This is a genomic window from Rhizobacter sp. J219, assembly GCF_024700055.1.
Taxonomy (GTDB): Bacteria; Pseudomonadota; Gammaproteobacteria; order Burkholderiales; family Burkholderiaceae_C; genus Rhizobacter.
In genome coordinates this window covers 1,361,328-1,387,782 of record NZ_JAJOND010000001.1, presented here as the reverse complement: position 1 = coordinate 1,387,782, position 26,455 = coordinate 1,361,328, and the positions used below count along the sequence as shown (strand labels likewise).

Genomic DNA, 26,455 nt, shown 5'->3' with positions numbered 1-26,455 from the left:
AGCCTGCGATGAGCAACTCGACACCGGACGACCCGTTCGCCGACATCGACACCGGCCGCACCTTCATCATGCCCACGCCGGGCGGCCGTGCGGCAGCCGCGGCGCCGGCCGCAGCGATGCCCCGCATGGGCGCCGCCGGCGTTGACGTCGCCGCCGACATCGGCACCCCCGAGAGTGGCCTCAACCCGCTGGTGGCGCTGGCCAACCCGTTGCTGGCGCTCGTGCCCCAGGTGCGCGCCACCACCCACCTGGCCGACCCGGCCGCACTGCGCGAGTCGATGGCGCAGGGCGTGCGCGAGTTCGAGGCCGCCGCCCGCGCCAAGGGCATCGCGCCCGAGCGCGTGCTGGCCGCGCGCTACATCCTGTGCACCCTGCTCGACGAGACGGCGGCCAGCATGCCCTGGGGCGCCTCGGGGCAGTGGGGCCGGCACAGCCTGCTCGCGATGTTCCACAACGAGACGGGCGGTGGCGAGAAGGTCTTCCAGCTGATGGCCAAGCTGGCCGAGAACCCCGCGGCCAACCGCGACCTGCTGGAACTCATCTACGCCGTGCTGTCGCTCGGCTTCGAAGGCCGCTACCGCGTGGTCGACGGCGGCAAGGCCCAGCTCGAAGCGGTGCGCGAGCGGCTTGCGCAGATCCTGCAGAAAGAGCGCGGCGCCTATGCGCCGGCGCTCGCGCAGAACTGGGAAGGCGTCAAGCCGAGCAAGCGCAGCATGCTGACCTGGCTGCCGCTGTGGGTCACGGCCGCCGTCGTGGCGCTGCTGCTGGTGGCGGTCTACAGCTTCCTGTCGTTCAGCCTGAGCGGCGACTCCGACCCGGTGTTCGGGCGCATCCAGGAGCTGCGGCTCAACCCGCCGCAGCCGCCGGTGAAGCTGCCGGCGCCCAAGCCGCGGCTCGCGCAATTCCTCGTGGCCGACATCAAGGGCGAGCAGGTGACGGTGCGCGACGAGGTCGATCGCTCCGTCGTCACGATCCGCGGCGACGGCCTCTTCGCGCCTGCGAGTGCTTCGCTGACGTCGGAGCGCGAGGCGCTGATGAAGCGCATTGCCGAAGCCTTGAAGCAGGTGCCGGGCGCGGTGGTCGTCACCGGCCATACCGACAACGTGCGCATCCGCACCGCGAGCTTCCCGTCGAACTGGCACCTCTCGGAAGAGCGGGCCAAGACCGTGCGCGAGATCCTGGTCGGCAACGGCCTGCCCGCCGACCGCGTGCGCGCCGAAGGGCGTGCCGACGGCGAGCCCGTGGCGACCAACGACACCCCCGCCAACCGGGCCTTGAACCGCAGAGTGGAGATCACCTTGTTCGTGACGCGCGGAGCCGGATCATGATCAAGAAGATCCTCGGCATCATCTTCAATCCCTGGGTCCTGCTGGTGCTGGGCCTGCTGGCGCTGTCGCTCGTCATCTGGATCGTGGGCCCGCTGGTGGCCGTCGGCAATTGGCGGCCGCTCGAGACCCCGACGGCGCGGCTCGTGTTCATCGGCCTCATCGTCCTGCTGATCGTGCTGCGGCAGGTGTGGAAGCTCGTTGCGTCGCGCAAGAAGAACGACAAGGTGGTCAACCAGCTGCTGGCGCCGGCCGCGTCTGAGAGCGCGGGCGATGCCGAGCTGAAGACGCTCAACGAGCGTTTCACCAAGGCGCTGCAGACGCTCAAGACCGCCAAGTTCGAGCAACCGCAAGGCGGCATCTCGGGCCTGTGGAGCGGGCTGTCGTCGCGCGTGGGCAAGCGGTACCTGTACGAGCTGCCGTGGTACGTGATCATCGGCGCGCCAGGCTCGGGCAAGACCACCGCCCTCGTCAACTCGGGGCTCAACTTCCCGCTGTCGGCCACCTCCGGTGAGCACTCGGTGAAGGGCGTGGGCGGCACCCGCAACTGCGACTGGTGGTTCACCGACCAGGCCGTGCTGATCGACACTGCCGGCCGCTACACCACGCAGGACAGCCACAAAGACACCGACGCGAAGGCTTGGGCAGGCTTCCTCGAACTGCTCAAGCGCAGCCGTCCGCGCCAGCCGCTGAACGGAGTGCTGGTCACCGTCTCGGTGACGGACCTGCTCACGCAGAGCGCCGCCGAGCGCCAGCTTCACGCCGCCACCGTGCGCGCCCGCCTGCAGGAGCTGCACCAGCACCTGGGCATGCGTTTCCCGATCTACCTGCTCGTCACCAAGACCGACCTCCTGTCGGGCTTCATGGAGACGCTTGGCGACGTCGACAAGGACACGCGTGCGGCGCCCTGGGGCTTCACCTTCAAGCTCGACAAGCAGCAGCGCAGCGACCTGTCGGCGTTCAGCGCCGAGTTCGATGCGCTGGAAAAGCGCCTGACCGACGGCCTGATCGGCAAGCTGCAGCTGGAGCGCGATGCCGGCCGCCGTGCGCGCATCTACGGCTTCCCGCAGCAGTTCGAAGCCCTGAAGGGGCTGCTCAAGGACTACCTGGAGCAGGTCTTTTCGCCCTCGCAGTTCGAAGCCCACCCGCTGTTGCGCGGTGTGTACTTCGTCAGTGGCACGCAGGAAGGCACGCCGATCGACCGCATGCTCGGCCGCATCGCCCGTACCTACCGGCTGGAGCGCACCGTGGTGCCGCCCAACCAGGCCAGCGGCAAGAGCTACTTCCTGCAGCGCCTGCTGAAGGAAGTGGTGTTCGCCGAAAGCGGCCTGGCCGGCACCGACCTCAAGTGGGAGCGCCGCCGCGGTTTCCTGGCGCTTGGCGCCTACGTGGCCATCGGCCTCGTGAGCGCCGCCATCCTCACCGCCTGGGGCATCAGCTACTTCGGCAACCAGCGTTATGTCGACAAGGTCGGCAGCGCCGTCGAAGAGGTGAAGAAGCTGGTGCAGGCCACGCCCAACCGCAACTCGCCCGACGTACTGGTGCTGCTGCCAGCGCTCGAAGCCACCCGCGACCTGGCACGCGCGAGCATCGGTGACTCGGTGCCCTGGTCGCTCGGCTTCGGCCTCTACCAGGGCAAGAAGCTCGATGCCGCCTCACAGCAGGCCTACCGCCGCATGCTGATCGACGCGGTGCTGCCGCGCATCGCCCTCGGCATCGAGGAGCAGCTCAAGACCGGCAATGACAACCCCGAGCTGCAGTACGAGGCCCTGAAGGCGTACATCATGTTGTACGACCCCGAGCGTTTCGACCCCAAGGCCTTGAAGCTCTACGTCACCGCCGAATGGGAGCTGACGCTGCCGCGTTCGGTGACCACCGAGCAGCGCGCCGCGCTCGAATCGCACCTCGACGCGCTGCTGGCCGAAGGCGCCGTTGTGTCGCCGCTGCCGGAAGACAAGAACCTCGTGGCCCAGACGCGCACCCGGCTTGTCGCCACGCCGCTCACCGAGCGCATCTACCGCCGCATGAAACGGCAGGGCCTGGGTGCGGAGTTTCCCGACTTCACCGTCGTGAGCAAGGCCGGGCCTGGGGCGCCGCTCGTGTTCACCCGTGGCAGCGGCCAGCCGCTGACCAAGGGCGTGCCGGGTTTCTTCACGCACGACGGCTATCACAAGGGCTTCCAGCGCGAGGTGGAGCGTGTGGCCGGCCAGCTGGCCGACGAAGAGAGCTGGGTGCTGGGCGTGACCGACAGCAAGCGCCAGGACGCGTTGAAGAACATGGACATCAAGCTCCAGCTCAACGACGAGGTGCGCCGCCTCTACCTCACCGAGTACGCCAAGACCTGGGAAGAGTTCATCGCCGACATCAAGATGGTGAAGACGGCCAACCTTGCGCAGGCGGTGCAGATGGCGCGTGTGCTGTCGGCACCCGACAACCCGCTCGTGCCGCTCTTGAAAGCCATGTCGCGCGAGACCACGCTGCGCCAGGGCAAGGACGTGGTGGGCACGGTGGAAGCCAAGGCACGCGATGCGCTGCAGAAGTCGCGCGACGACCTGATGCGCCTGCTCGGCAACCGCGGCGGCGTCCAGGCGGTGGAGCCGGGCCAGGCGATCGAGAGCATCGTCGACGACCGCTTCGTCGGCCTGCGGCAGATGGTGAGTTCGCCCGACGGCAAGCTGCCCGCGCCGGTGGACGGCACCATCGCGCTCATCAACGAGGTGTACACGCTGCTGATCGCGGCCGACACGGCGGTGAAGGGCGGCAACGTGCCGCCGCCGTCGGAGGTGCCCAACAAGGTGAAGGCCGAGGCCTCGCGCCTGCCCGAGCCGGTGCGCTCGCTGCTCAACACGCTGTCGGTGAGCGGCACCTCGGCCGCGCTCGAGATCACGCGCAGCAACCTGGGGCAGGCGATCAACACCGAGATCGGCGAGTTCTGCCGGCAGGCGGTGGCCGGGCGCTACCCGTTTGCGCGCGGCAGCCAGCGCGATGCGACGCCGGAAGACTTCGCCCGTCTCTTCGCCCCGGGCGGCCTCTTCGACACCTTCTTCCAGAAGAACCTCGTCAACTACGTCGACACCTCGGTGAAGCCGTGGAAGTTCAAGAGCGTCGACGGCGCGAGCATGGGCACCGACAGCTCCACGCTGCTGCAGTTCCAGCACGCCGCGATGATCCGCGAGACCTTCTTCCGAGGTGGCGGCAACCAGATCAGCGTGCGGCTCGACTTCAAGCCGGTCGAGATGGACGCGACCATCACGCAGTTCATCCTCGACGTCGACGGCCAGCTGGTGAAGTACGCGCACGGCCCGCAGATCCCGGCCAGCGTGCAGTGGCCCGGCCCCCGCGGCAGCTCGCAGGTGCGGGTGCAGATCACGCCGGTCACGGCCAGTGGCGCCTCGGGCCTCGTGACCGACGGCCCCTGGGCGCTCTTCAAGATCTTCGACAAGCAGCAGATTGAGCCGGCCGGTGGGCCCGAGCGCTGGAAGGCGACCTTCAACGTCGACGGCCGTCGCGCGGCCTTCCTGGTGACGACGAGCAGCGTCCGCAATCCTTTCCGGTTGCCGGAGCTGGAACAGTTCTCGTGCCCCGGCAAGCTGTGATGGCGCCGTGAACGAGTCGACTCTCCTCGACCTGCTCGCCGGCACGGGCGTCGAAGCGCCCGGCTGGTACGGCAAGCTCGCCATGCTGGGCGATTTCGCCAGCCGCCGGCTGCCCCAGCATTTCATCGACCTCTGCGACGGGTGGCTGGCGCGTGGCCTTGAAGCCAGTCAGGCTCAGCTCGGGGCCGGCTGGCTCAACGTCTACCTCACCGGCCCGATCTGGCGCTTTGCCTGGGCGCCGGGGGTGATCGATGCCCAATGGTGGCTCGGTGTGATGATGCCGAGCGTCGACAAGGTCGGCCGTTATTTCCCCGTCGTGATCACGCGCAACATGCCGGCACTGCCCGGCACGGCCGAAGGCCTCGACGCCCTGCAGGCCTGGTACGGCCACCTCGCCGCGGTCGCCTTGAGCAGCCTGCGCCCGGGTGCCACGCTCGAAGATTTCGAAACCACCCTCGCGCGCGCGGCGGTTTTCGGTGACAACGCGCACGTGGCGCCGGCCGCCGCCCAACTGCTGCCCGGCCGGGTGAGGCACACTCTGGCCGGCGCCGCGTCCTTGTCGACCTGGGCCCAGGGACTGCTGGTGGCCGATGCCTTGCAACGCTACGCCGGCCACAGCCTCTGGTGGCCCGACCATGCCGCGTCGCCCGACAACAGCCTGAGCGTGGCGCAGGGTCTGCCCGCCGCTCAACATTTCTCGGAGTTGCTGGAGGGTCGTTGGTGAGTTCTCCCGTTCCGCCGGACAAGACGGAAACATTGAACATGGGCAACCGCAGCTCGGCCACGACGTCAGCGGGTGCCGCAGGCATCGAGATCGACGGCAGCGGCAACGCACTGCCGCTCGGCCATCGCCTGCAGGAATACGTGATCGAGGGCCTGATCGGGGAGGGCGGCTTCGGCATCGTCTACCTGGCGCGCGACACCCAGCTCGGCCGCGTGGTCGCGCTCAAGGAATACATGCCCTCGTCGCTCGCCACGCGCGACGGCGAGCACCAGGTGTCGGTGCGCTCGATGCGCCACCGCGAGACCTTCGAGCTGGGCCTGCGCAGCTTCGTCAACGAAGCGCAGCTGCTGGCCTCGTTCGACCACCCGTCGCTGGTGAAGGTCTACCGCTTCTGGGAGCAGAACGGCACCGCCTACATGGTCATGCCCTACTACCAGGGCCCGACCTTCAAGCAGTGGCTGACCGAAAACGGCGCACGGCCCGACGAAGCCTGGCTGCTCTCGCTGCTGCACCCGCTGATCGATGCGCTGGAGGCCATGCACCACGAGCGCTGCTATCACCGCGACATCGCGCCCGACAACATCCTGCTGCTGCAGCATGCCGCCACGCAGATCGGCCGCCCGCACGCCGTGCGCCCGGTGCTGCTCGACTTCGGCGCCGCGCGCCGCGTGATCAGCGATGCGACGCAGGCGCTGACGGTCATTCTGAAATCGGGCTATGCGCCGATCGAGCAGTACGCCGAGTCGACGTCGATGAAGCAGGGCGCCTGGACCGACGTCTACGCGCTCTCGGCCGTGCTGTACGCCGCGATCACTGGCCGCGCGCCGCTGCCGTCGGTGAGCCGAATGGTGACCGACGACATGGTGCCGGCCTCGCAGGTCGGGGCGGGCCACTACACGCAGGAGTTCCTCGCCGCGATCGACCATGGCCTGGCCGTGCGGCCCGAGCATCGCCCGCAGGACATGGCGGCGCTGCGGCAACTCTTCAGCTTCGGCGTGGGCACGCCGTCGGTCGCACCCGTTGCCGTGCCGGCGGCGCCGGGCGCGTCGCCGCTCGCCGACGATGGCGCCACGGTGGTGATGACGCCGACGACGGCCCCGACGGTGCAGGTGCCCCGGCCGAGCCCGCCGCCGGCTGTGCCCTCACCGCCGCCGCTTCAGCCGCCTTCGGCGCCGGTGGCGGCTCCCCGACCGGCCGCGCCGGTGCCCCCGATCAAGCTGCTCAATCCCGACCCCGTGACGCCGGCTCCCTCACGCGCCGGCCTGTGGATCGCCGCTGGCTTGACGCTGAGTGCGCTCGCGGCGGCGGGCTGGTGGTTCGGCCTGCGCGACAACACGCCCGTTGCAGCGCCGCCGGCCGACCCCGGCCTGGCGACCGGCATGGCGGCCTCGCAGCCTGTGGCACGCGGCGATGCCGTCGCTCCACCGCCGCCGCCGCCTGCCGCCCCGGCCCCGGCGCCGTTCGGGATCGTCACCGCGCTGCAGGACATCGTGCGCCAGGCCGACCCGCTGCTCGGCGTGAACGCGCTCGCCGACAAGTCGGCGATCCAGATCGGGCGTGACAACCTGCAGTTCCGCCTGAAGTCGTCGCAATCGGGCTATGTCTATGTGTTCCTCGCCGGCACCGACAAAAGCCACATGTACCTGCTGTTCCCGAACGCCATCGACCGCGACAACCGCATCGAGGCCAACAAGGAACTGCTGCTCCCCCGCAAGGGCTGGCAGATCACCGCCGGCGGCCCGCCGGGCACCAACCACATCGTGACGATGGTGTCGCGACTGCCGCGCGACTTTTCGCAGGCGGGGCTGCGCGCGTCGAAGGACGACATCCCCGAATTCGACCTCGCGCGCGCCGAGCAGCTCTGGATGTCGCGCAGCGGCAAGGACAACCCCTTCGTCGGCCAGGCCGTGTGTCCGGCGCAAGGTGCGTGCGACGCCACCTACGGCGCGAGTCTCCTGACGATCGACGAAGTGCGCTGAGGCGCGTCGGCCTGTCGTTTGCTCGTGTGGCGCAGCGCACGCCGGGTGCGCGATTCCACGAGCAGGCCCATGCATGACTGGCAAGACTGACGGCAAACCGGTAAATCGTGCAGCGGACGACACCCCGTGGCTGGGCTCCTACTGGTCGCTCGCCGTCTTCATCGCCGCTGAACTGGCGATAGGAGCCGTGGTGCTCCGTCTGACGGCGGCCCCGCAGGTGGCGCCTCAGCCGGTGGCCGCGGCCAGCCTGCCGTTCACCACGAAGTCACCCACGACCCCGCTGGAAGACGTCGTGCGATGGGCCGTCGCGGGCGATGCCGGTGGCCGGCCTTTCATCGTCGTCGACAAGCCGGGAGCGCACGTGATGGCCTTCGATGCGCAGGGGCGCCTGCTGCAGCGCGTGCCCGCGCTGCTCGGCTCAGCGATCGGTGACGACACCGTCCCGGGCATCGGCGACAAACCGCTGTCGCAGATCAAGCCGGAAGAGCGCATCACGCCTGCCGGCCGCTTCGTGGCGCAGATGGGCGAGAACCTCACCGGAGAAGACGTGGTGTGGATCGACTACGACGCCGCGGTGTCGATGCACCGCATCCGCGTCGTCAAGGAGAGCGAGCGTCGCTTCGAGCGCCTCGCCTCGGAGACCATCTCCGACAACCGCATTTCCAACGGCTGCATCAACCTGCCGGTGGCCTTCTACGAGCAGGTGCTCAAGCCGCTGGTCGAAGCGGGGCCTACCGTGGTGTACGTGCTGCCGGAACAACGTTCACTGCAGGAAGTTTTTGCCAGGCGCCCCAGTGCCGCGCCGGCCCAGGCGCCGCGCCAACCGGTGCTCTGAGCGCGCCACTCAAACGAAAAACGGGCCGCGAGGCCCGTTGATCGTTCTCATCGAAAGGTGTCAGCCGCGGTCGGCACGTGCCGGCAACTCGCTGCTCGACGAATTGTCTGGCGTGCTGTTCGACATGTCGCTCGAGGGCGACGGGGTAGCGGTGCTCGAGTTGTCGACCGTGGTCGACGTCGACGGCTCGGTGCTGCTCATGGTGCCTGCCGCGGGGGTGGAACTGTCGGCGGCAGGGGCCGCAGTGGAGCTCTCGGCCGCGGGCGCTGCAGTGGTGCCGCTGCTGGGCTGCGACATCGTGCCGTCGCTGGTGGGCAGTGAGGTGGTCGAGGGAAGCTTGTCGGTGCTCGGGGTCTCGTACGGGCTCGATGCTGCATTCGGCGAATTGCTGTTCGGCACCGAGTCGGTGGTCTGGGCGATGGTCACCCCCGCTGCGCTCACCATGGCCACCACGGCGGCAATGCTCAAGGTCTTGGATACGTCTTTCATGTTCGAACTCCTTTTTCCGTCAACAAATCCGGCCTTGGGGGCCGCGACGAGACAAGGTGCCTCGGTACGCAGGGTGGGGCAACACCTGTTCCAAAGCCGGGGTTGCTGCGGACGAAAAACGTGTCGGACGATCCTTACTTGCGCCTAACAGGTGCTATCGGTTCACTTCACGAGCATCACGCGCATGCCGAGCGCACGGCCTGCAGGCCGGTCGAGCACCTGCACCGTGGCCTCGCGGGGCTTGAAGCCCTCGGGCAGCGGCTGGCTGCCGCGCACCACTTCATGCGAGGTGATCGACACCGGCACCGGCGTGAGCGCCACGGTGGCCTGGGGGCTCTTGGCTGAGCTTCCCAGCACCTGCAACTGCATCACCCCGGTCGTGGGCTTGCTGCCGGCGCGCTCGCGGGCGAGCACCACGTCGTAGACCAGCGCGCCACCGCGAACAGTGAAGCGGCCGGCCCGCACCTCGACCGTGCCGCCACGCGGATCGGGCGGCAGGGCGGCCACCGTGGTGGCCAGGTCGTCGCTCAGTCGCTCGATGCGCGTGCGGCTGGTGGCGAGTTCGTCTTGCAGCGTCTTGTTCTGGCTGGTGGTGGAGGCGAGCTTCTGCTCGGCGTTGCGGAGGGCCTGCTGCAGCCGCTTGCGTTCGGCTTCGGTGCTGTCGTAGGCGGAGCGCAGCTGTGCCGATTCATGGGCCGACAGGCGCGGCGGCAGGTAGCGCTCCTGCACGACGAGGACGCCGGCCACGCCGACTGCCACGCCACTCAACAGGAGCACCAGCCAGCGCGGCGGGCGGCCACGCTTGCGCCGGTGTCCGTACGACTCCAGCACCACGGGTTTCGATCGACCGAACATGCAGAAAATTGTCTCGGGTTCAGAGGGGGAATGAAGGGTACAACCATCACCCCCGCGCGGCGATTCCCGCTTTGAAACACGATGTGCAGGAGGGTCGAGCCGGGTCGATCGGCATGACCCCGGTACGATGTCGCGCCTCGCCTCCTTCCATGTCTGACACAGAACTGCACCTCCCCAACCCCCGCCATGCGCGCCGGGTGCCGGCCCACATCGACAAACCCGCATTCGAGCGCATCCGCCAGGCCGCCTACCTGCTGCCGCAGGTCGTGAAACCGAGCGACTACGAAGGCGAGCGCAGCGCCGAGGTCGAGGCCAAGCTTGACGAGCAGGGCCTGGTGCTGCTGCAGAAGGCGGTCTCGGGCGCACGGCCCAGCCGCTGGATCGCACCCGACCTGATGGACGTGGCCTTGCAGCACCTCGACGCCGTGGGCAACGGCCCCGGCGTGCGCCAGCTGATGCTTGACCGCACCGCCGTGCTCGATGCACTGGGCATCGCACGCGAAGGCGCCAGCTGGACGCGCGTCGTGAGCCATGTGCTCAAGCTCGCCGAGCCGGGGTGGCAGGTGCCGGTGCTGCACCACGTGCTGGTGGCGGCCGAAGCGGTCTGGGCCTACTACCGCAGCGGCGACCAGGACGCACTGCGACAGGCGCTCGGCCCGACGCCCGAGTACCCGCACGCCAAGGCGTTGCAGGCCCATCTCGACGCACTGGTGGCGCGCAGCCGCGCGCACAGCCCGGCCCACCTCGACTCGCTGCTGCCTCGGCTGCAGTCGGAGTGCGCGCTGGTGCATGCGACGACCAACCCCGGCGTGGTGAGCGAGGCCTGCACACGCGTTCAGGAGCGCTGGGCGCAGCGCGCCAGCGAACTCGAAACCCTGGAGGGTTTGAACCACGAGCTGGCCTTCCAGGGCTACCCCGACACCTTCGAACTCGCCCGCAACCTGCAGCGCAGCGTCACGCTCTACGTCGGCCCGCCCAACAGCGGCAAGACGCATGCGGCCTTCGAGCAGCTCGCGCAGGCGCACAACGGCGTGTACCTCGCGCCGCTGCGCCTGTTGGCGCTCGAAGGGCGCGACCGCCTGGTGGCGCGCGGCGTGCCGTGCTCGCTGCTCACCGGCGAAGAGAACGTGCCGGCCGACCGCGCACAGGTGGTGTCGAGCACCATCGAGATGATGGCCACGCGCATCCCGGTCGACGTGGCCGTGATCGACGAAGCGCAGATGATCTTCGACCCCTACCGCGGCTGGGCCTGGACGCAGGCCATCGTGGGGGTGCCGGCCAACGAGGTGATCATCATCTGCTCGGCGTTTGCGGTGCCGGCGATCGAGAACCTGCTCGGCCTGTGCGGGGAGCGCTGCAGCGTGCGGCGCTTCGAGCGCAAGCAGCACGTGGAGCTGCTGCCGCACCCGGTGCCGGTGTCAGCGCTGAAGCACGGCGACGCGGTGGTCGCGTTCAGCCGGCGCGACGTGCTCTCGCTGCGCGACCAGATCTCTGCCAACGGGCATCCGGTGTCGGTGGTCTACGGCGCGTTGCCCCCGAGGTACGCCGGCGCGAGGCCGAACGTTTTGCCAGCGGCGAGTCGCACATCCTCGTGGCCACCGATGCGATCGGCATGGGCCTCAACCTGCCGATCCGCCGGGTGATGTTCAGCACCCTGACCAAGTTCGACGGCGTGGCCGACCGCACGCTGGACGAATCGGAAGTGCACCAGATTGCCGGCCGGGCCGGGCGTTTCGGCATCCACGAAGAAGGCTTCGTCGGCGTGCTCAAGGAGGCCGAGCCCAACGCCGGCAAGGCGCTGAAGGACCTGCTCGCCAAACAGCCGCGGGCGCCGCGCCACTTCAAGGCGCCGGTGGCGCCCAACGGCTGGCATGTGGACACCATTGCCTCGCGCCTGCGCAAGACACGCCTGCGCGAGGTGCTCGATGTGTTCATGGAACAGCTGAAGCTCGACGACGCGCACTTCGCGGTGGCGGAGCTGGAGCAGATGCTCGACCTTGCGTCGGAGCTGGACCGGGTCGCGCCGCGCCTGTCGCTCAAGCAGCGCTTCGTCTACGCGCAAGCACCGGTCGACTCGCGCGCGGAGAGCCAGGTGCTGGAGTTCCTGGAGTGGGCCGGCGCGCATGCGCTCGTCGGCAAGGCCGGGCGGCCGTGGTTCCTCGACGCCGTGGACGGGCACAGCCGGCTCGACCGCATGGAGCAGGCACTGCGCTCCTGCACGCTGTGGCTGTGGCTGGACCTGCGCTTCCCTGGCGTCTACGGCCACGTCGGGGAGGTTCACGCGGCGCGTGAAGTGCTTAACGAAGGCATCGAACGACAGCTGCAAGGACAGCGTCCCCTGGCACAAATGCGCAGGGGCATGCGGCGGCGCTGAGTTATCGTTCTTGCCGGTACGCCGAGCCCATCGGTGAGCAAGAACGACAACATGCCTCAGGCGTCTGACTCTGTCGAAGCGCTCGCGCGCGACCAGCGGCGATTGCGCTGGGCCTTGTGGGGTCTGAACCTGCTGGTGGCCGGCTCGCTGGCCGTGCTGGCCGTGGTGTCGCTCAGTGCCAGCCGTGCGGTCTACACCGAGCGGGTGCGAGACACGACGGAGAACCTCGCCATCAGCCTTCAGGCCAGCATCGGGGCCGAGCTGAACCAGGTCGACGTCGGGCTGCGCCACCTGCGCGACGAGTTGAACCGCAACCAGGGGCACGCACAACTGCAAGCCATGCTGGCCGGCCAGCGGGCGCTCATCTCCTTCGTGGAAGAGGTGGGCATTGTCAGCTCGCGCGGCTCGGTCAGCGTGGTCGAGGGCGCGACACTGCCCATCGGAGCCGACGTCGCGGCTCATGATTTCTTCTCGAAGCTGCGCGACGCCGCGCAAGACGGGCCCGTGCTGTCGGAGCCGCTGCAGCTGGGTGCTGCCCAGCGCTGGATGGTGGTGCTCGGGCGGCGGCTGGTTGGGGCCGACGGGCGTTTCGACGGCATCGTCTACGCGTTGATCCCGGCCGACCACTTCGGCCGGCTGCTGGGCGGCGTGGGTCTTGGCTCGCAGGGTGCGATCAGCCTGCGGTCAGAGCGCTTGCGGCTGGTGGCACGCCACAGCGCCATTCGCGGGCAGGGTCCGGCGATCGGCAGTGCGCGCATTTCGACAGAGCTGACCCAGGCCCTTGCCGCCTCGCCGCTGCAAGGCTTCTACGTGGCGACCACCGTGCTCGATGGTGTCGAACGGTCCAATGCCTACCGGCGCCTGCGCGACTTTCCGATGTGGGTGGTGGTGGGCCTCGGCACGCGGGAGTTCTACGCGCCCTGGCGGGCCCAGGTGGCCTATGTGACGGGCCTCATGTCGGCGCTGGTCGGAGTGCTCGCGGTGGCTTCGATCGTGGGCTATCGGAGCTGGTCGCGTGCGCGGCGCAGCGTGCAGGCGAGGATGGAAGAGGGCGAGCGCAGTCGGGCCCTGCTGCGCACTGCGGGCGACGGCATCCACGTGCTGGACCGGCAAGGCCGCCTGGTGGAGCTGAGCGACTCCTTCGCGCGCATGCTCGGCCGCAGCCGGGACGACCTGCTCGGCTGCCACGTCGGCGAGTGGGACGCCAGGCTCGACGCCCGGGCCGTCGAGCAGTGGCTGCACGACTTCGAGCCTGGCGACGCCAAGCGATTCGAGACCCGGCACCGTCGCAGCGACGGCAGCCTCTTCGACGTCGAGATCGAGGCCCGCGCGACCCGCCTGCGCGGCGACGAGGTGCTCATCTATTGCTCGGCGCGCGACGTGACCGAGCGTAAGCGTCTGCTGCGCCAGCAGAAGGCGATGCTCGACAACGACCTCATCGGCATGACCCTGATGCGCAACCGCCGCAGCGTGTGGGTCAACCGGGCCCTTGAGCGCATCTTCGGATACGGGCACGGGGAGCTGACCGGTGGATCTTCAAGGAAGCTCTACGCTGACGACGCGGCCTACGAAGCCCTGGGGGCTGCTGCCTACGGCGTGCTGCGCACGGGTGGCCGCTACCGCACGCAGCTCGAGATGCGCCGCAAGGATGGAGAGCCAGTGTGGATCGACCTCAGCGGTGTGATGCTGTCGGACGACGAAGCGCTTTGGATGATGGTCGACATCACCGCCTTGAAGGCGCACCAGGCGCAGGTCGAATACCTCGCCTTCCACGACCCGCTGACCGGCCTGGCCAACCGGCTGCTGCTGGCCGACCGGCTCGTGCAGGCGGTGGCCTCGGCAGAGCGTGCCGCCCGATTCGTCGGCGTGTGCTATCTCGACCTCGATGGGTTCAAGCACGTGAACGACACGCACGGCCATGATGCCGGCGACGCCTTGCTGAAGGACGTGGCCTCGCGGCTGTGTACCGCCGTGCGCGCCATCGACACCGTGGCCCGCCTGGGGGGCGACGAGTTCGTGGTGGTGCTGTCGTCGCTCGAGTCGGTCGACGAGGGGGTGGCCGTCGCGCAGCGGGTAATGCTGGCGCTGGCAGAACCCTGCCAGGTGGCGCCCGGCGTCCAGGTGCAGGTGAGCGGCAGCGCCGGGCTCGCCTTCTACCCTCAGCACGGGCAGCAGACCGACCGCCTGCTCTCACTCGCCGATCAGGCGATGTTCCAGGCCAAGCGCGCGGGGAAGAATCGCTTGCACATCAGCGGTACCGAGCGCGAGGCGGTCGCGCCCGAGCGGCCTTGAAGGTCTTGGGCGTGTGCCAGTGACTCAGGGCGTGTTGGTGACGATCGTGACGCGCCGGTTTTCCGGGGCGGCCGGCACCTTGCGGTTAAGCAGGTCGGTGTCGCCCTTGCCCAGCGCCTTCAGCCGATCGGCCGAAATGCTGTGCTGCGCCACCAGGTACTCGCGCACGCTCTCGGCGCGCTGCTGCGACAGCACCATGTTGGCGTCGGCATTGCCGCGCGGATCGGCGTGGCCTTCCACGCTGAAGGAGTAGTCGGCCAGGCGGTCGTTCTTCAGCGCAGCGGCCACCACGTCGAGCTGCTGCTTGGCGTTGGCGGTGAGTTCGGCGGAATTGGTCTCGAAGGTGATGAGCAGCGAGGCGCTGGCCTTCTTCTTGGGGGCGGCGAGCACGCCGGCGCTGTTGTCGCGGCTGACCTTCAGGCTGCGGGTGAGCACCGGGGCGGGCTCGGGGGTGAGGGCGTCCAGCAGGTTGGCCTCGGTGACCTTGTTGCCCTTGAGCAGCGTGGTGCCCTCTTGCGCCCAGGGCGCGGCGCACAGCGTGGCGGCGAGCAAGGTGGCGACGATCTTCGAGGTGGGACGGGGCGTGATGCGGTGAGTGGTGCGCATGGGAATCTCCTGCGGGTCTTCTGACGGTCTGGATCTTGAACGATGCAAGGCCTTGTGGAAAGCGACCAAGGTCACCCGCCGGCGGTGGGCAGCGGGCCGGGCACGGTGTCGCTCCACAGCCCATTGAGGCGGGTGGTCTCGGCCGGGTCGCCGAGCCACACAGCGATGGCGCTGTAGTTGTCCTGCCGGGGCGAGGCGTGTTGCTCGATGTGCTCGGCCATGCGCTTGAGCCAGTCGGTCGGCGACGCGGCCACGGCAAAGTGCGCCTCGATGTCGCGCGGGCTGAAGTGCTCCCACCAGCCGTCGCTGCACAGCAGGAAGGCGTCGCCGTCTTCCACCGGCGCGGCGCGCTCGGTGGTGTTAGGGTCGATGCCGCCCTCGGTGCCCATGGCGGCGAGCAGCTGGTTCTTCTTGGGGTGGTTGAGCGCTTCTTCGGCGGTCAGGTAGCCGGCGGCGACCATCTGCTGCACCACGCTGTCGTCCTGCGTCACATGCATCACGCGGCCGTGGCGCAGCAGGTAGAGGCGCGAGTCGCCGACGTGCGTCCAGAGGGCCTCTTCGCGCCGGGCGTCGATCCACAGTGCGACGAGCGTGGCGTGCATGCGGTCGCGCTGCTGCCGGTCTTGCTGCTGCACCACCGCGTCGTGCGCCTGCATCACGACCTGCGTCAGCTCGCGGGGTGACGCCTGCACGGCGTTCTGCAGGGCGTGCGCGGTCAGGCGCACCACCAGGTCGGAGGCGATGGCGCCGCCTGCATGGCCGCCGGCGCCGTCGGACAGCACGGCATACCAGAACGGCCCGTTGCGCCCGTGGCGCAGGTCGTCTTCGTTGTGGTTGCGCCCACCCACCTCGCTGCGGGCGGCGATCTCGATCTCCAGCATGCGCGGCGTCAGACGGAAGGGTGGCGGGCCTGGTCCAGGCGGTCGAGCTGCTCTTCGTAGGCCTCGATGAAGGCCTTGCCGAAGAGGTCGTGGAAGTCTTCCTGCGCATCGTCGCGGATGCGCTTGTAGTGCTGCAGGTAGAGCTCCCAGAGCTTGGCGCGGCGGTTCATCGGCAGCACGCTGTCGAGCACCGAGTTGCCGGCGAGCTTGTTTTCCAGCTTGCCGGGCTCGAACTTGTCGAGCACGCCGGTGAGCGCCGCGCGCATACCGGCCATGGTGCCGATGGCGTGGCCGAGCAGGTCGTCCATCACGTCGTTCACCGCGACCGGGCCCATCATGAATCCGCGCATCGGCGGCTGCAGCAACTGCTCGATGGCCACGCCGGCATCGGGCGAGAACTTGAGCGGGTTGTTGTTGCGCGCCTGGATGGTCGTCACGTCGGCCTTCATCTCCTGCTTGGCCGCGGCGCGGATGTGCACGAGCTTGATGGTGCCGTCGATGGCGTGGTGCATGACCTGGCCGATGATCTTCATCATCTCGGGCGTGAGGCCTTGCGGCAGCTTGATGTTGACGCCGGCGCCTTCGCAGAAGGCGGCCCACAGCGCGTCGGGCGGGGCCGACGGGCCGGCCGCCAGCGGGGCGAGGGGGGGCCGGCGCGGTGACGGGCGGGATCTCGTCGAGCGGGGCGTGCGCCGAGTCGAACACCAGGCGCGAGGGTTTGACGCCGGGCACCGTCTCGGGGTCGTGACGCGGTGCGGGCGGTGGCGCCTTGAACGCCGCAGGGGCCGGTGCCGGCATGGAGACGGGCACGGGCGCCGGCGCCGGCCGCGGAGCGGGCTTGGGCGCCTGCACCGCGGGCGGCACGTAGGCCGCGCGCAGCTCGGGGGTGTGGTTGGAGGCCGTGGGCATGGCCGGCGGTGGGGGCGCCGACGCGGCACCCCCGAACATCGCCATCGGATCCTTGTTTTCGGCAGGCGCCCCTTTTGCGCTGCTCGGCGGCGTAGCCAGGAAGCCGGCCAGCGGGTCGGCGCCCGGTGCCGGCGCGCTGCCGAGGCCGAACATCGCATCCAGGCTGCTCGCCTGCGCGGGCGGCGTGCCGATCAGGTCACCCAGGCCCAGGTCGGCAGGCAGAGCGGACGAGGGCGCAGGTGCCGGGCTGCCCGCCATGAAGCCGGCCAGTCCCGTCTGCGCGGGGCTCGCTGGGGGTGGGGCCAGATCGGCGAAGGGGTCGAAGTCGTCGGGCAGGCGTGCGGCCACGGGGGCCGCCGGCACTGGGCCCGCGACGGGGGGCGGCGGAGCCATGGGTGCCGGCGTGCGCACGTGCACGGCGGTGGTCGGCGGGTTGGCGGGGGCGCCGCCCATCAGGCCGGCGAAGGGGTCGTCTGCGGTGGGTTTGACAGCGCTGCCGAGCAGGTCGGCAAACGGATTGGACGCACTGGTCGTGGTGGAGACTGTCGCGCCACCGAGGGCCGAGCGCGGGCGCGGGTTGGTCTTGCCTTCGGTGGCCGAGGCCTTGATGACCGTGCGCGCGTCGACCGGGGCGATCTGGGTGGCCGGCTCGGCCGCCTCGCCGAGTGACGCGCGCATGCTGTAGCTGCCGACGACGATCTCGTCGCCATGGCTGAGGTTGGTGCCTTCGCCCGGGTTGATGGGGCGGCCGTTGACAGTGATCGCGTTGGCGCTGCCGACGTTGCGGATGGAAAAGCCGCCGTTGCTGAACCACACCTCGGCCTGCAGGCGGGAGATGTGGCGCTCGGGATCGGGCAGGCTCAGGGTGTTGGTGTCGGAGCGGCCGATCGTGCCCCCGCGTTCGTCGAAATGGCCGGTGATGGCCTGCGACAGGGTTTCGCCTTTCAGGGTGTGCGCGCGGATCACGAGATGCATGAGAGCCAAGGGACGGGCCGCCGGCTTTCGGGCGTGGCGGCCCCACAGTTGTGTTTATCCGGCTTGGCGCCAAGTCCCGCAATGAACGAAAGTCATGCGGCCCCCATGCATGGCGATGGCGGGCAGCCGCCGCGCTGACAACGGCGGCCCGCGGGGGTGCTCAGATCAACCGCGGTCGGCGCGGGCGGGCAGGGTGCCCGAGCGGTTGCTGGTGCTGCTGCTGGTGCCCGTACCCGTACCCATGGTGCCGCTGCTGCTGCCAGTGCCCGTGGCGCTGCTGCCGGTGCCCATGGTGCTGGCGTCCGTGCTTGAACCGGTGCCGGAGCCGGTGGAGCCCATCGTGCCCGTGCTCGAGCCCGTGCCGGTGGTGCCCATCGTTCCGCTGGTGCCGGAGGTACCGCTCGGGCTGCCCGTGGTGCCCGGGGTCGGGCTTGCGCCGGTGGTGCCTGCCGCACCGTTGGTGCCGGCGTTCCCGTTGGTGCCGGACGTGCCGCTCGTGCCGGAGGTCCCCGTGGCGCCGGTCGATCCGCTGGTGCCGCCCGAGGACGATTGGGCGTGGCTGATGCCGAGGGCCAGCGCGGTGGCGGCGGCGGCGATGACGGTGAGGGTGGTCTTGAACTGCATGGTGTGAGTCTCCGTAGACGGGTTTGAGGAAGCCGCTCTGCGGCTGCCTTGCAGGGGCAATGGGTGTGCCGGGCGCTTTCCCCGGGGCAGTCGTGTGGCCCGCAGCGCAGCACCGGTTCTTCTTGCCGCAAAGACAGGCGGATTACCTTTGTCATGTGCCCACGCGGGGAGCCGATGCGACACTTTCCGCCGCAGTCGACCACCACCCATGAGCGCATCTGCCTGCCGGCCACGAGGCCCGAAGACTGCAAGGCCTGGCTGCAGGCAGCTGCGTTACGACAGAGGGACCCCACCCCATGAAGAAGAAGTTTGCACTGATGGCCGGCGCACTGGCGCTCTGCGCCGTCGCCGTGACCGCACAAGCCCAGGAGAAGCGCAACGCTGTTTCGTTGTTCGGCAATATCACGTCGTCGGATGACTACTCCACTGCCAACGTCAACGGCACCTACGAGCGTCTCGTGACCGACAAGCTGTCGATCGCCGTCGGCGCGACGTACACCAAGTTCGACTTCGGTGGTTTCGACAGCACGAGCCTGGGCATTACCGCCGGCGCCACGTACTACATCGGCCGCCCCTCGCAGGCGTCGAACATGCTCTTCTACGGCAAGGGCCTCATCGGCCTGACCCGCGCCGAAAGCCCTGCCGACAACGACACCGGCAACACCATCGGCATCTTCGCGGGCCTGGAGCAGCCGCTGAGCGAAGCCACCAGCCTCTTCGAGGAACTGGGCTTCCAGCGCACCGATGTCTTCAATGACACCCGCAACGAGATCGTGTTCAACATCGGTCTGAAGATCCGTTTCTGATGGGCACGCCACGCATCCTCGCCATCGGGCTTTTCGCAGGCGTTTTGGCGGCCTGCGCATCCAAGCCGGCTTCCTTACCCTGGCCGGCCTGGGTGCTGCAACCCGACGCCGCAGGCGGCGTGGCCGCGGCCGAATGTGTGGAGTCCAGCGGCAACCTGTCGCTGGACCGCACCCAGGCTGCTTCCTTGGCGCGCGTGACGCTCGCCCGCAACCTGGAAGTCAACATCCAGTCGAGCGACGGATTCGTCGCTTCCAGGACGGGCGCACAGTCGTCGCAGACCTTCCGCTCGAACGCCAAGCTGCTCAGCGAAAAGGCCCTCGCCAACACCCGCGTCTCGCGCCTCGAAGAGGTCTCTGCCGGCACGGGCAAGTGGCTGTGTGCCGAAGTGACGCTTGATTCCGCCGGCACGCGCAGCCTCGTCAAGGAGGCCGTCGCCAAGACCAACACCACCGCCTCGGCCGACGTGGAAGAGATGCTGCTGCAGCAATTCCGCCGCCGCTCGGTGCCGTCGCAGGTGTCGCAAAAGAACGTGCAGTGACCAACAACCGCTTGTTCGGCGCGCTGGTCGTCGCGCTGGTGTGCCTGGCGGTGAGCCCGTTCGCGTCGGCCGCCTGCAAGGTGATTGGCGATGGCGACACGCTGCCGGCCTGGGCCTCGCCGCAGGCCGCCGAAGACCCGGCCACGGTGAGCGCGGTGGGCTCGGCCACGATCGACGGCGACCGCCTGCCCGAAGCCCTGGCCGCGGCGCGCACGCAGGCCCTGAAAGACCTGGCCGAGCGCATCCGCGTGTCGGTGAGTTCGAGCGTCAGGCTCAACGACAGCAAGGTGAGCGAAGGCGGCAAGCAGGTGCTGCGCTCTTCGATCGAATCGGTGGCCGAGGCCACCACCAACGTGACCCTGCAGAACGTGCGCGCCGACCAGCAGTGGGTCGACGCCCGCCGCTGCCAGGCCTGGGTGCGCGTGTCGATCAGCCGCGCCGATTTCGAGCGCGCACGCAAGCGCGACCTGCTGCTGGGTTTGTCGAAGCAGGTGAGCGCGATGCTCGTGCTGGCCGAAGACGCAACCCAGCCGCTGGTGCAGCGTGAAGGCTCTGCCGCGGCGGCGGCGGCGCTGCTCGGCAGCAACGATTTCCGTGAGGTACCGGAGGTGCCCGTGGCGGCGCTCAGGTCGCGCCTTGGCGGGGTCGACAAGATGCTCGCGAAGATGAAGCAGGACGAGACCCGACTGCTCGGCCTCGCGCAATCGCACGTGCAGGCCTATGCCGAATTCAAGAGCGCGACCAACCCGGTCGAGCGGCTCGAAGCTGCCGGCCGCGCGCTGCGCCCGCTGCGCACCCTGCTCGCGGCCTCTTGGGTACCCGATGCGTCGGTGATCGGCTTCGCGGCGCAGCCGCGGCTGGTGTCGCTGCTCAACGAGGCGGGCTATACCTGCCTCGCGCGCAAGGCGGCGAACGAGGCGCAAGGCTGCCCACCCGAGGCGCTGGCGCAGGAGCGGCAGAAGGAATACTTCGCCGGCCGCCAGGTGACGCTCAGCTGCAGCTTGCGGCTGGGTGGCAAGGCCGAGCCGTGGACCAAGGCATGCGCCTCGCTCAGCGAGTCGCTCGCGAAGCTCGGCGCCCGCACGCAGGTCGAAGCTGGCGCTGGCAAGCCCGCTGCGGGGGTGACGCAGATTCGCCTCGACGCCGAGGGCCGCATCGGCAAACGCCAGGACCCGGAAGACAAGTCCACCGGCTACCGGTTTGAAGGTGCGGTGAAGAGCCAGGTGCGTGGGCTCGACAGCCCCATCGACGACAGCTACCAGGCCTTGACCGGCTGGAACCCGGTCTCGGACGCGATGGCCACCGACATCCTCGCGCTGAGTGCCGCCAAGCGGCTGGTCGAACGCATCGGGCAGAGCTGGCAATGAGGAGACTCGGGTTCCTCCTCGCTTCGCTTTTTGCCTTTGGCGCTGCGATGGCGCAGGAAGGCACCAAGGTCTCGGTCGCCGCCTACCTGAGCGACCCCAAGTTCGCCGCCTACGAGAAAGTGGCGCAGGCCCGCGCCGAAGAGTTGCTCAACGATTCGAAATACGTCGTGCTCGACGAGGCCAAGGCGCGCCAGCTCAAGAAGGGCTGGGTCGACCTCGCCGACCCGGGCCATGTGATCACGGCCGAAGAGTTCGTGAAGCGCGCCGGCAAGTACGACATCGAGAAGATCGTGCGGGTGGGCGTGAGCGTGAGCGTGAAGCCGGTGCTCGGCCTCTTCTACACCGCCACCGCCACCGCCGAATTCCGCGTCGTCGACAAATCGGCCAAGGTGCAGGCCTTCACGCTCAACGAGATGGGCACGCGCGGTGTGCCACCGTCCGACGGCTTGACCGAAGGCGCAGCCATCAGCAATGCGATCCAGCGCGCCATCGACGGCGCCGCGCAGCGAGCCGGCCTCACGGTGGTGAGCCCGGCGCTGCCCAAGGGCGTGCCGCTGGTGCTTGAAGCGGTGGCGAGCGCGCCGCCCGAGACCGAGCTGGCGCCGGCGAGCGCCGCCGTGGCCGAGGCGCCGTGGGTGTCGGCCGTGAAGCTCAACAAGGAAATGTGGCGCGGCGAAGACAAGGCTTGCGTGGCCGTCTCGCCCGACGGGCAGGTGGGGGCGGTCGGCGGCTACACCTGGGCGGTCGACCGACTGGGTGGCCTGGCCCGCACCTACGGCGGCCGCGTGCACCTGGTCGACACCGCCGCTGCGCAGGCGTTCAACGTGCACACCGTACACCCCGTGGGCAAGCGCGAGTCGGGCGAAGACGGCACCTCGGCACCCATCGCCTGCGGCTTCATCGGCAACTGGCGCTACCTCGTGGTGGCCACCGGCAACGTGCTCTCGTGCTACGACGTGGAGCGTGGTGCCGAGACTTGCCGCCTGAAGCTGCAAGGCGCACCCAAGCAGGCACAGCTCAGCGTCGGCCGCGTGGGCAACGGGGCCTATGTCGCGCTGCAGACCGAGAAGGCCAAGACCTACTACCGTGTGGCTGTCGCGAAATAAAGTCATGCAAGCGCAGCGAAGCAAACATCGAGGAACACCCGCGGATCCGGCTCCGCCGGTCCGCTGGGTGGCGCCCCTTGGGGGCAGGAGCGACAGCGACTGGGGGGCCCACTGACATCATGTGCCGCAACATCAAGACCCTGTTCAACTTCGAGCCGCCGGCCACCGAGCTGGAGATCCGTGACGCCTCGCTTCAGTTCGTGCGCAAGCTGTCCGGGTTCAACCGGCCGTCGCAGGCCAACGAGGCGGCGTTCGACAAGGCGGTGGAAGACGTGGCGAACGCGGCGCGGGTGCTGATCCGTTCCCTCGTCACCACCGCGCCGCCGCGCGACCGCGAAGTCGAAGCCGAGAAGGCCAAGGCGCGCTCCGCCGCACGCTTCGGAACGCAGGCGTGAGCCTCGTCGCGCGCTGCCTGCTGGCGCTCGTGTGCCTGGCCGCCGCGGGTGGCGCCTGGGCGCAAAAGCGAGTGGCGCTCCTGATCGGCAACTCGGCCTATGCGGTGGCCCCGCTCGTCAACCCGGCCAACGACGCGGCCGACCTGGCCACTGCGTTGAAGGCGCGCGGCTTCGAGACGGTGGTGGCGCTCAACACCACCAAGCGCGACATCAACTCGCGCGTGCGCGCCTTCGCCGACCAGATCACCCCCGGCACCGTAGCGCTCTTCTACTACGCCGGCCACGGCATGCAGGTGCGGGGGCGCAACTACATCCTGCCGGTCGATGCGAAGGTTCAGAACGAAGGCGACGTGGTCGAGCAGGGCGTGGAGATTGACGCCGTGCTGCAGCGGCTGGAAGGCAAGGGCGCCGCGATCAACCTCGTGATCCTCGATGCCTGCCGCAACAACCCCTTCACCTCGGCCAAGGGCTCGGGCCTCGCGGCGGTCGATGCACCCAAGGGCAGCCTGGTGGCGTTTGCCACATCGCCCGGCAAGGTGGCGCTCGACGGCAAGGGCCGCAACGGCGTCTACACCAAGCACCTGCTGGCCAACCTCAATGCGCCGGGCATGCGGGTGGAAGATGTGTTCAAGCGCGTGCGCGTCGGCGTCACCGAAGAGTCGCAGGGCCAGCAGGTGCCCTGGGAGAACACCTCGCTCACGACCGATTTCTATTTCATCCCGCCAAGCGGCGACACCGCGACGGCCGGCGCCCCCGATGCGGATCAGCAGCGCCTGCAGATGGCGATCGCCACCCGCAACAAGGCCGAGCTGCGCAAGTACCTGGAGCTGTCGCCCACCGGGCGCATGCGCACGCAGGTGGCGGCAGCGTACGAGAGCGTGATCGCCGCCGAGCCGACGCGCAGCGCGGTCGAGCCGAGCTATGTGCGCGACTGCCCCGATTGCCCACGCATGGTGGTGCTCGGCAAGGGCTCGAAGGCCATCGGCGCCTTTCCGGTGACCGTGGCCGACTACGAGCAGTGCGTGCGCGCCAAGGCCTGCGAGAAGCGTGACGTGGGTGGCTCCGGCCTCGACAACCACCCCGCCATCAACGTGAGCTGGCACGACGCGGTCAAGTACACCCAGTGGCTGAGCCAGCGCACGAAAGAGAAATACCGCCTGCCCACCGAAGCCGAGTGGGCCGAGGCGGTGGAAGCCGGCCGCTACGTCGGCGAGGGCAGCACGCGCCAGCTGGTGCCGTACGTCGAGTGCCGCTCCGGTAACGGCTACGACCGCTCGGCCGCGCTGGTCGCTGGCTTCCCGTGGCGCGAGTCGGCCTGCAACGACGGCTTCCCGCAGACATCGCCGGTGGGCGTGTTCCTGCCGAACGCGATCGGCATGTACGACTGGGCGGGGAACGTGTGGCAGTGGACGTCGACCTGCGCCGACCCCAAGAAGTCGCCTTGCGAGAAATACGTGCTCAAAGGCGGCAGCTGGGCCTCACCTCTCACGGCACTCACACCGCAGGCGGTGCTGAGCGCGGAGCCCACGCTTCAAGGCAGCACGATGGGGTTCCGCGTCTGGCGCGAGTAGACCTTCAGGCCTGCATCTGGGCCAGCTGGCGCTGCTGCCGCCATGCGGGTGCGGCGGCGTTGAAGAGTGCGGTGCCGGGCGCGAGCAGGCACAGGTAGTCGGCGGCCGCCATGCGCTGGCGCTGGAAGCCGTTCTTCAAGACCGACAGGCAGTGAGCCACCGACGGCGGCTCACCCACGAAATAGCGCGTGCCCGGCGTGAAGCGCGAGCCCTGCATTTGCCACCATGCCGCAAGCTTGTCGGCATCGGGCCACGGCAGCCCGTCGTCTTCGTCCATCGCGACGTCGGCCTCGGCGGGGTCGTCGTTCGGGCCGAAGACTTCGCCTTCAGGCGGCTTGCGGTCGAGGTCGAGGTAGGCGAGATCGGCGCCGGTGATGAAGCTGAAGGCTTCACCCGCCACGCGTGCCAGCTTGGGGTCGGCCTTCATGTGATTGAGCAGCCATGGCACCACATGCGCGTCGCCGGCCCACCCGGCGGCGCGGATCAAGGTGCGCATCGGGCTACCGCCCGGGGCGAGTTGCCTCACGAGGGCGCGTGCCGCCTCGGCGTCGGCGGTGAAGAGGCTCAGCATCAGGGCTTCGGCCTGAAGCGGACCCGGCTGAACGGCGACCTTGCGCAAGTGCTCGAGCGCCTGGCTGCGGTCGCCGAGCCGCACGGCCGAGGCCGAGGCCGCAAGGCCGGCGGCCGGGTCGGGATCGTCGGCCTGGGCGAGCACTTGGGGCAGGAGATCGTGCCGCCCGAGCTCGCCCGCCGCACGCAAGGCGCGGCGGCGCAAGAGGGCGTCGGTGTCGGCGAGTGCAGCGGGGAGCGCGTCGCCCGGATCGACACGGTGCTGCGCACACGCCGCGATGCCGAGCCAGCGGGCTGCGGGTGTTGCGCCTCGCAAGAGGGTGCCGGTGAGCCCACGCAGGAGCGGCGCCGCAGCCCAACCGAAGGCCGACGACAGGGCGCGCTCAGCTTCGGGCACGACGCCGACGAGGGCGAGGAGCCGTTCGATCTGCGCGGCGTCGCGCCGCTCCAGCGCCAGGAGGCCGGAGACGAAGATCTGCCCGAGCCCCGGGGACTCCAATGCGGCCGTGCTGAGCGTCACGCCGTGCTCGCCCGAGACCGACAGGCCATCGAGGTGGGCGGCCAGGCGCTCGTCGGTGCGCGCGAGCTGGTGCAGCTTCGCATGCGGCGACGTCACGAGAACGCTGCGCACACCGCGCAGCACGATCGCGTCGTCCAGGTGTTGCGAGAGGATTTCCGGAACGGCTGCGCGGGGTCGTATCGACATGGCCGGCCTCAGGTGTTCTCCGGGCAGATCACGTCGTGCCACTTGCGGCCGTCGAACCGGGCGATGTCGAAGGGGCCGAAGGAGTACAGCGCGTCGCTCGTCGCCGAGAGGCGGTAGGTGGTGCGCGGCTCCTTGGCATGGAGTTTCACGTCGTGCAGGCTGCCCTGCGAGAGCACGGCCAGGCGGTTCTCCGACAGCGTGAGGTACAGCTTGCCCTTGAACTCCTCCACCGCCCAGCAATTGCCTTCGAAGGACGGGTCGCCGATGGACTGCAGGTGCTGGCCCTTGCCCCGGAACACGCCGCCTTCGGCGCCACAGGTCACGAGGTCGCCGTTGGGCAGGCAGCGCACGTCGTACAGGGCCTGGTTGGTGGGGCTGTCGACCGAGCGCCACTTCTGGCCGTCGAAGTGCCAGATCACCCCTTTGAGCCCCACGGCGTAGACGTCGGTCTCGGAAAAGCCGTCGATGGCCATGAAGTTGTGGTTCTTCGCCTTCTTGCCGAGATCGAACTGCTCCCATGCACCGCCGCTTCGGCGGTAGATCTGGCCGGCCCAGCCACAGGCGAAGACGGACGATCCGATGGCGCGGATGCGCTCCAAGGGGCCGGCTTCTTCGGCACCCGCGAGCTGCTCGGCCTTGAAGCGGCCCGCCATGTTGTCGACCACCAGCTTCGCATTGCGCGGCGTCGCGGTCTTCACGAGGCCGTTCTTCCCGAGCGCCACCACTTCCTGCCGCTCGGGCACGAAGGTGATCGAGGTGATGAAGTCGTCCTCGACCGAGTGATAGCCCCATTCGCCGTCGAGCAGGCAGCCGATGACGGACGAGTCGGAATCCCGGTGCTCGTGCATGCCGGCGCCGAAGAAGAATTGCTCGCCGTCGACGGCCACCCCGTCGGAGAAGAAGAGTTCAGGCTTGGCCATGTCGGGCTCCG

Annotated in this window: 23 protein-coding genes and 1 pseudogene; 17 read left to right on the top strand and 7 right to left on the bottom strand. The window is 69.2% G+C overall.

The features are described 5' to 3' along the window. Positions 1-8: 8 nt before the first annotated feature. The 6 genes from LRS03_RS06325 to LRS03_RS06300 all read left to right on the top strand — a co-directional run bounded on the left by LRS03_RS06325 (position 9) and on the right by LRS03_RS06300 (position 9,096). The gene (locus tag LRS03_RS06325; protein WP_257824543.1) at positions 9-1,328 is read left to right on the top strand and encodes a DotU family type VI secretion system protein; all 1,320 of its coding nucleotides are present in this window, start codon (positions 9-11) and stop codon (positions 1,326-1,328) included. Next, a complete protein-coding gene (gene tssM, locus LRS03_RS06320) occupies positions 1,325-4,921 on the top strand; it encodes a type VI secretion system membrane subunit TssM (RefSeq protein ID WP_257824542.1) in 3,597 nt (1,198 codons plus the stop codon). The genes LRS03_RS06325 and tssM overlap by 4 nt, the downstream gene beginning before the upstream one ends. 7 nt (positions 4,922-4,928) lie before the next feature. Then, positions 4,929-5,645 carry a type VI secretion system-associated protein TagF gene (gene tagF, locus LRS03_RS06315; protein ID WP_257824541.1) on the top strand — a complete coding sequence of 239 codons (717 nt, stop codon included), beginning with the start codon at positions 4,929-4,931 and terminating at the stop codon, positions 5,643-5,645. Positions 5,646-5,683: 38 nt separating this feature from the next. Beyond that, positions 5,684-7,624: a serine/threonine-protein kinase gene (locus tag LRS03_RS06310; RefSeq protein ID WP_257824540.1), complete on the top strand. Its 1,941-nt coding sequence runs from the start codon at positions 5,684-5,686 to the stop codon at positions 7,622-7,624. 73 nt (positions 7,625-7,697) lie between these two features. Next, positions 7,698-8,459 carry a hypothetical protein gene (locus LRS03_RS06305; RefSeq protein WP_257824539.1) on the top strand — a complete coding sequence of 254 codons (762 nt, stop codon included), beginning with the start codon at positions 7,698-7,700 and terminating at the stop codon, positions 8,457-8,459. Positions 8,460-8,496: 37 nt separating this feature from the next. Further along, positions 8,497-9,096: a hypothetical protein gene (locus tag LRS03_RS06300; RefSeq protein WP_257824538.1), complete on the top strand. Its 600-nt coding sequence runs from the start codon at positions 8,497-8,499 to the stop codon at positions 9,094-9,096. Between the two features lie 14 nt (positions 9,097-9,110). Here the strand turns inward: LRS03_RS06300 and LRS03_RS06295 are convergent, their stop codons facing one another. Next, entirely contained in the window at positions 9,111-9,803 is a 693-nt protein-coding gene (locus tag LRS03_RS06295) for a hypothetical protein (protein ID WP_257824537.1), read from the bottom strand. A 149-nt stretch (positions 9,804-9,952) separates the two neighbouring features. Between LRS03_RS06295 and LRS03_RS06290 the strand changes: the two genes are divergently transcribed. Genes LRS03_RS06290 through LRS03_RS06280 form a run of 3 tightly spaced genes read left to right on the top strand, consistent with a single transcriptional unit; the run spans position 9,953 to position 14,469 of the window. Further along, positions 9,953-11,446, top strand: a complete 1,494-nt coding sequence (locus LRS03_RS06290) for a DEAD/DEAH box helicase (protein ID WP_257824536.1) — start codon at positions 9,953-9,955, stop codon at positions 11,444-11,446. Next, positions 11,395-12,177, top strand: a complete 783-nt coding sequence (locus tag LRS03_RS06285) for an SUV3 domain-containing protein (protein ID WP_257824535.1) — start codon at positions 11,395-11,397, stop codon at positions 12,175-12,177. Before LRS03_RS06290 ends, LRS03_RS06285 begins: the two co-directional genes overlap by 52 nt. Positions 12,178-12,228: 51 nt before the next feature. Continuing rightward, entirely contained in the window at positions 12,229-14,469 is a 2,241-nt protein-coding gene (locus tag LRS03_RS06280) for a bifunctional diguanylate cyclase/phosphodiesterase (protein WP_257824534.1), read from the top strand. A gap of 24 nt (positions 14,470-14,493) precedes the next feature. Here the strand turns inward: LRS03_RS06280 and LRS03_RS06275 are convergent, their stop codons facing one another. From LRS03_RS06275 to tagH, 3 genes are all read right to left on the bottom strand, one after another. Then, positions 14,494-15,075: an OmpA family protein gene (locus LRS03_RS06275; RefSeq protein WP_257824533.1), complete on the bottom strand. Its 582-nt coding sequence runs from the start codon at positions 15,073-15,075 to the stop codon at positions 14,494-14,496. A gap of 71 nt (positions 15,076-15,146) precedes the next feature. Next, positions 15,147-15,956 (bottom strand): PP2C family protein-serine/threonine phosphatase, encoded by an 810-nt coding sequence (locus LRS03_RS06270; protein WP_257824532.1) that lies wholly within the window; start codon positions 15,954-15,956, stop codon positions 15,147-15,149. An 8-nt stretch (positions 15,957-15,964) separates the two neighbouring features. After that, positions 15,965-17,023: a type VI secretion system-associated FHA domain protein TagH gene (gene tagH / locus LRS03_RS06265; protein ID WP_257824531.1), complete on the bottom strand. Its 1,059-nt coding sequence runs from the start codon at positions 17,021-17,023 to the stop codon at positions 15,965-15,967. 359 nt (positions 17,024-17,382) lie between these two features. On the opposite strand from tagH, the gene LRS03_RS06260 reads away from it, so the two are divergent. Next, positions 17,383-17,550: a hypothetical protein gene (locus LRS03_RS06260; protein ID WP_257824530.1), complete on the top strand. Its 168-nt coding sequence runs from the start codon at positions 17,383-17,385 to the stop codon at positions 17,548-17,550. 62 nt (positions 17,551-17,612) lie between these two features. Here LRS03_RS06260 and LRS03_RS26790 read toward each other — a convergent pair. Further along, positions 17,613-17,840 (bottom strand): annotated as a pseudogene (locus LRS03_RS26790) (FHA domain-containing protein); the annotation flags it as partial. A gap of 211 nt (positions 17,841-18,051) precedes the next feature. On the opposite strand from LRS03_RS26790, the gene LRS03_RS06250 reads away from it, so the two are divergent. The 7 genes from LRS03_RS06250 (at position 18,052) to LRS03_RS06220 (ending at position 24,248) form a co-directional block, all read left to right on the top strand. Next, entirely contained in the window at positions 18,052-18,471 is a 420-nt protein-coding gene (locus tag LRS03_RS06250) for a hypothetical protein (protein WP_257829709.1), read from the top strand. Between the two features lie 289 nt (positions 18,472-18,760). Continuing rightward, the gene (locus tag LRS03_RS06245; protein WP_257824529.1) at positions 18,761-19,270 is read left to right on the top strand and encodes an outer membrane beta-barrel protein; all 510 of its coding nucleotides are present in this window, start codon (positions 18,761-18,763) and stop codon (positions 19,268-19,270) included. Further along, entirely contained in the window at positions 19,270-19,809 is a 540-nt protein-coding gene (locus LRS03_RS06240; RefSeq protein WP_257824528.1) for a hypothetical protein, read from the top strand. The genes LRS03_RS06245 and LRS03_RS06240 overlap by 1 nt, the downstream gene beginning before the upstream one ends. Beyond that, a complete protein-coding gene (locus LRS03_RS06235) occupies positions 19,806-21,176 on the top strand; it encodes an LPP20 family lipoprotein (protein WP_257824527.1) in 1,371 nt (456 codons plus the stop codon). Before LRS03_RS06240 ends, LRS03_RS06235 begins: the two co-directional genes overlap by 4 nt. Beyond that, complete coding sequence (locus LRS03_RS06230; protein WP_257824526.1) at positions 21,173-22,282, top strand: hypothetical protein; 1,110 nt, start codon at positions 21,173-21,175, stop codon at positions 22,280-22,282. Before LRS03_RS06235 ends, LRS03_RS06230 begins: the two co-directional genes overlap by 4 nt. 119 nt (positions 22,283-22,401) lie before the next feature. Further along, complete coding sequence (locus tag LRS03_RS06225) at positions 22,402-22,677, top strand: DUF2277 domain-containing protein (protein WP_257824525.1); 276 nt, start codon at positions 22,402-22,404, stop codon at positions 22,675-22,677. Next, complete coding sequence (locus LRS03_RS06220) at positions 22,674-24,248, top strand: caspase family protein (protein ID WP_257824524.1); 1,575 nt, start codon at positions 22,674-22,676, stop codon at positions 24,246-24,248. Before LRS03_RS06225 ends, LRS03_RS06220 begins: the two co-directional genes overlap by 4 nt. 4 nt (positions 24,249-24,252) lie before the next feature. Here the strand turns inward: LRS03_RS06220 and LRS03_RS06215 are convergent, their stop codons facing one another. Both LRS03_RS06215 and LRS03_RS06210 read right to left on the bottom strand, forming a co-directional pair. Beyond that, on the bottom strand, positions 24,253-25,524 hold the full coding sequence (locus tag LRS03_RS06215) for a TIGR02270 family protein (RefSeq protein WP_257824523.1): 1,272 nt from the start codon (positions 25,522-25,524) through the stop codon (positions 24,253-24,255). An 8-nt stretch (positions 25,525-25,532) separates the two neighbouring features. Next, complete coding sequence (locus LRS03_RS06210; protein WP_257824522.1) at positions 25,533-26,444, bottom strand: beta propeller repeat protein; 912 nt, start codon at positions 26,442-26,444, stop codon at positions 25,533-25,535. Positions 26,445-26,455 lie beyond the last annotated feature (11 nt).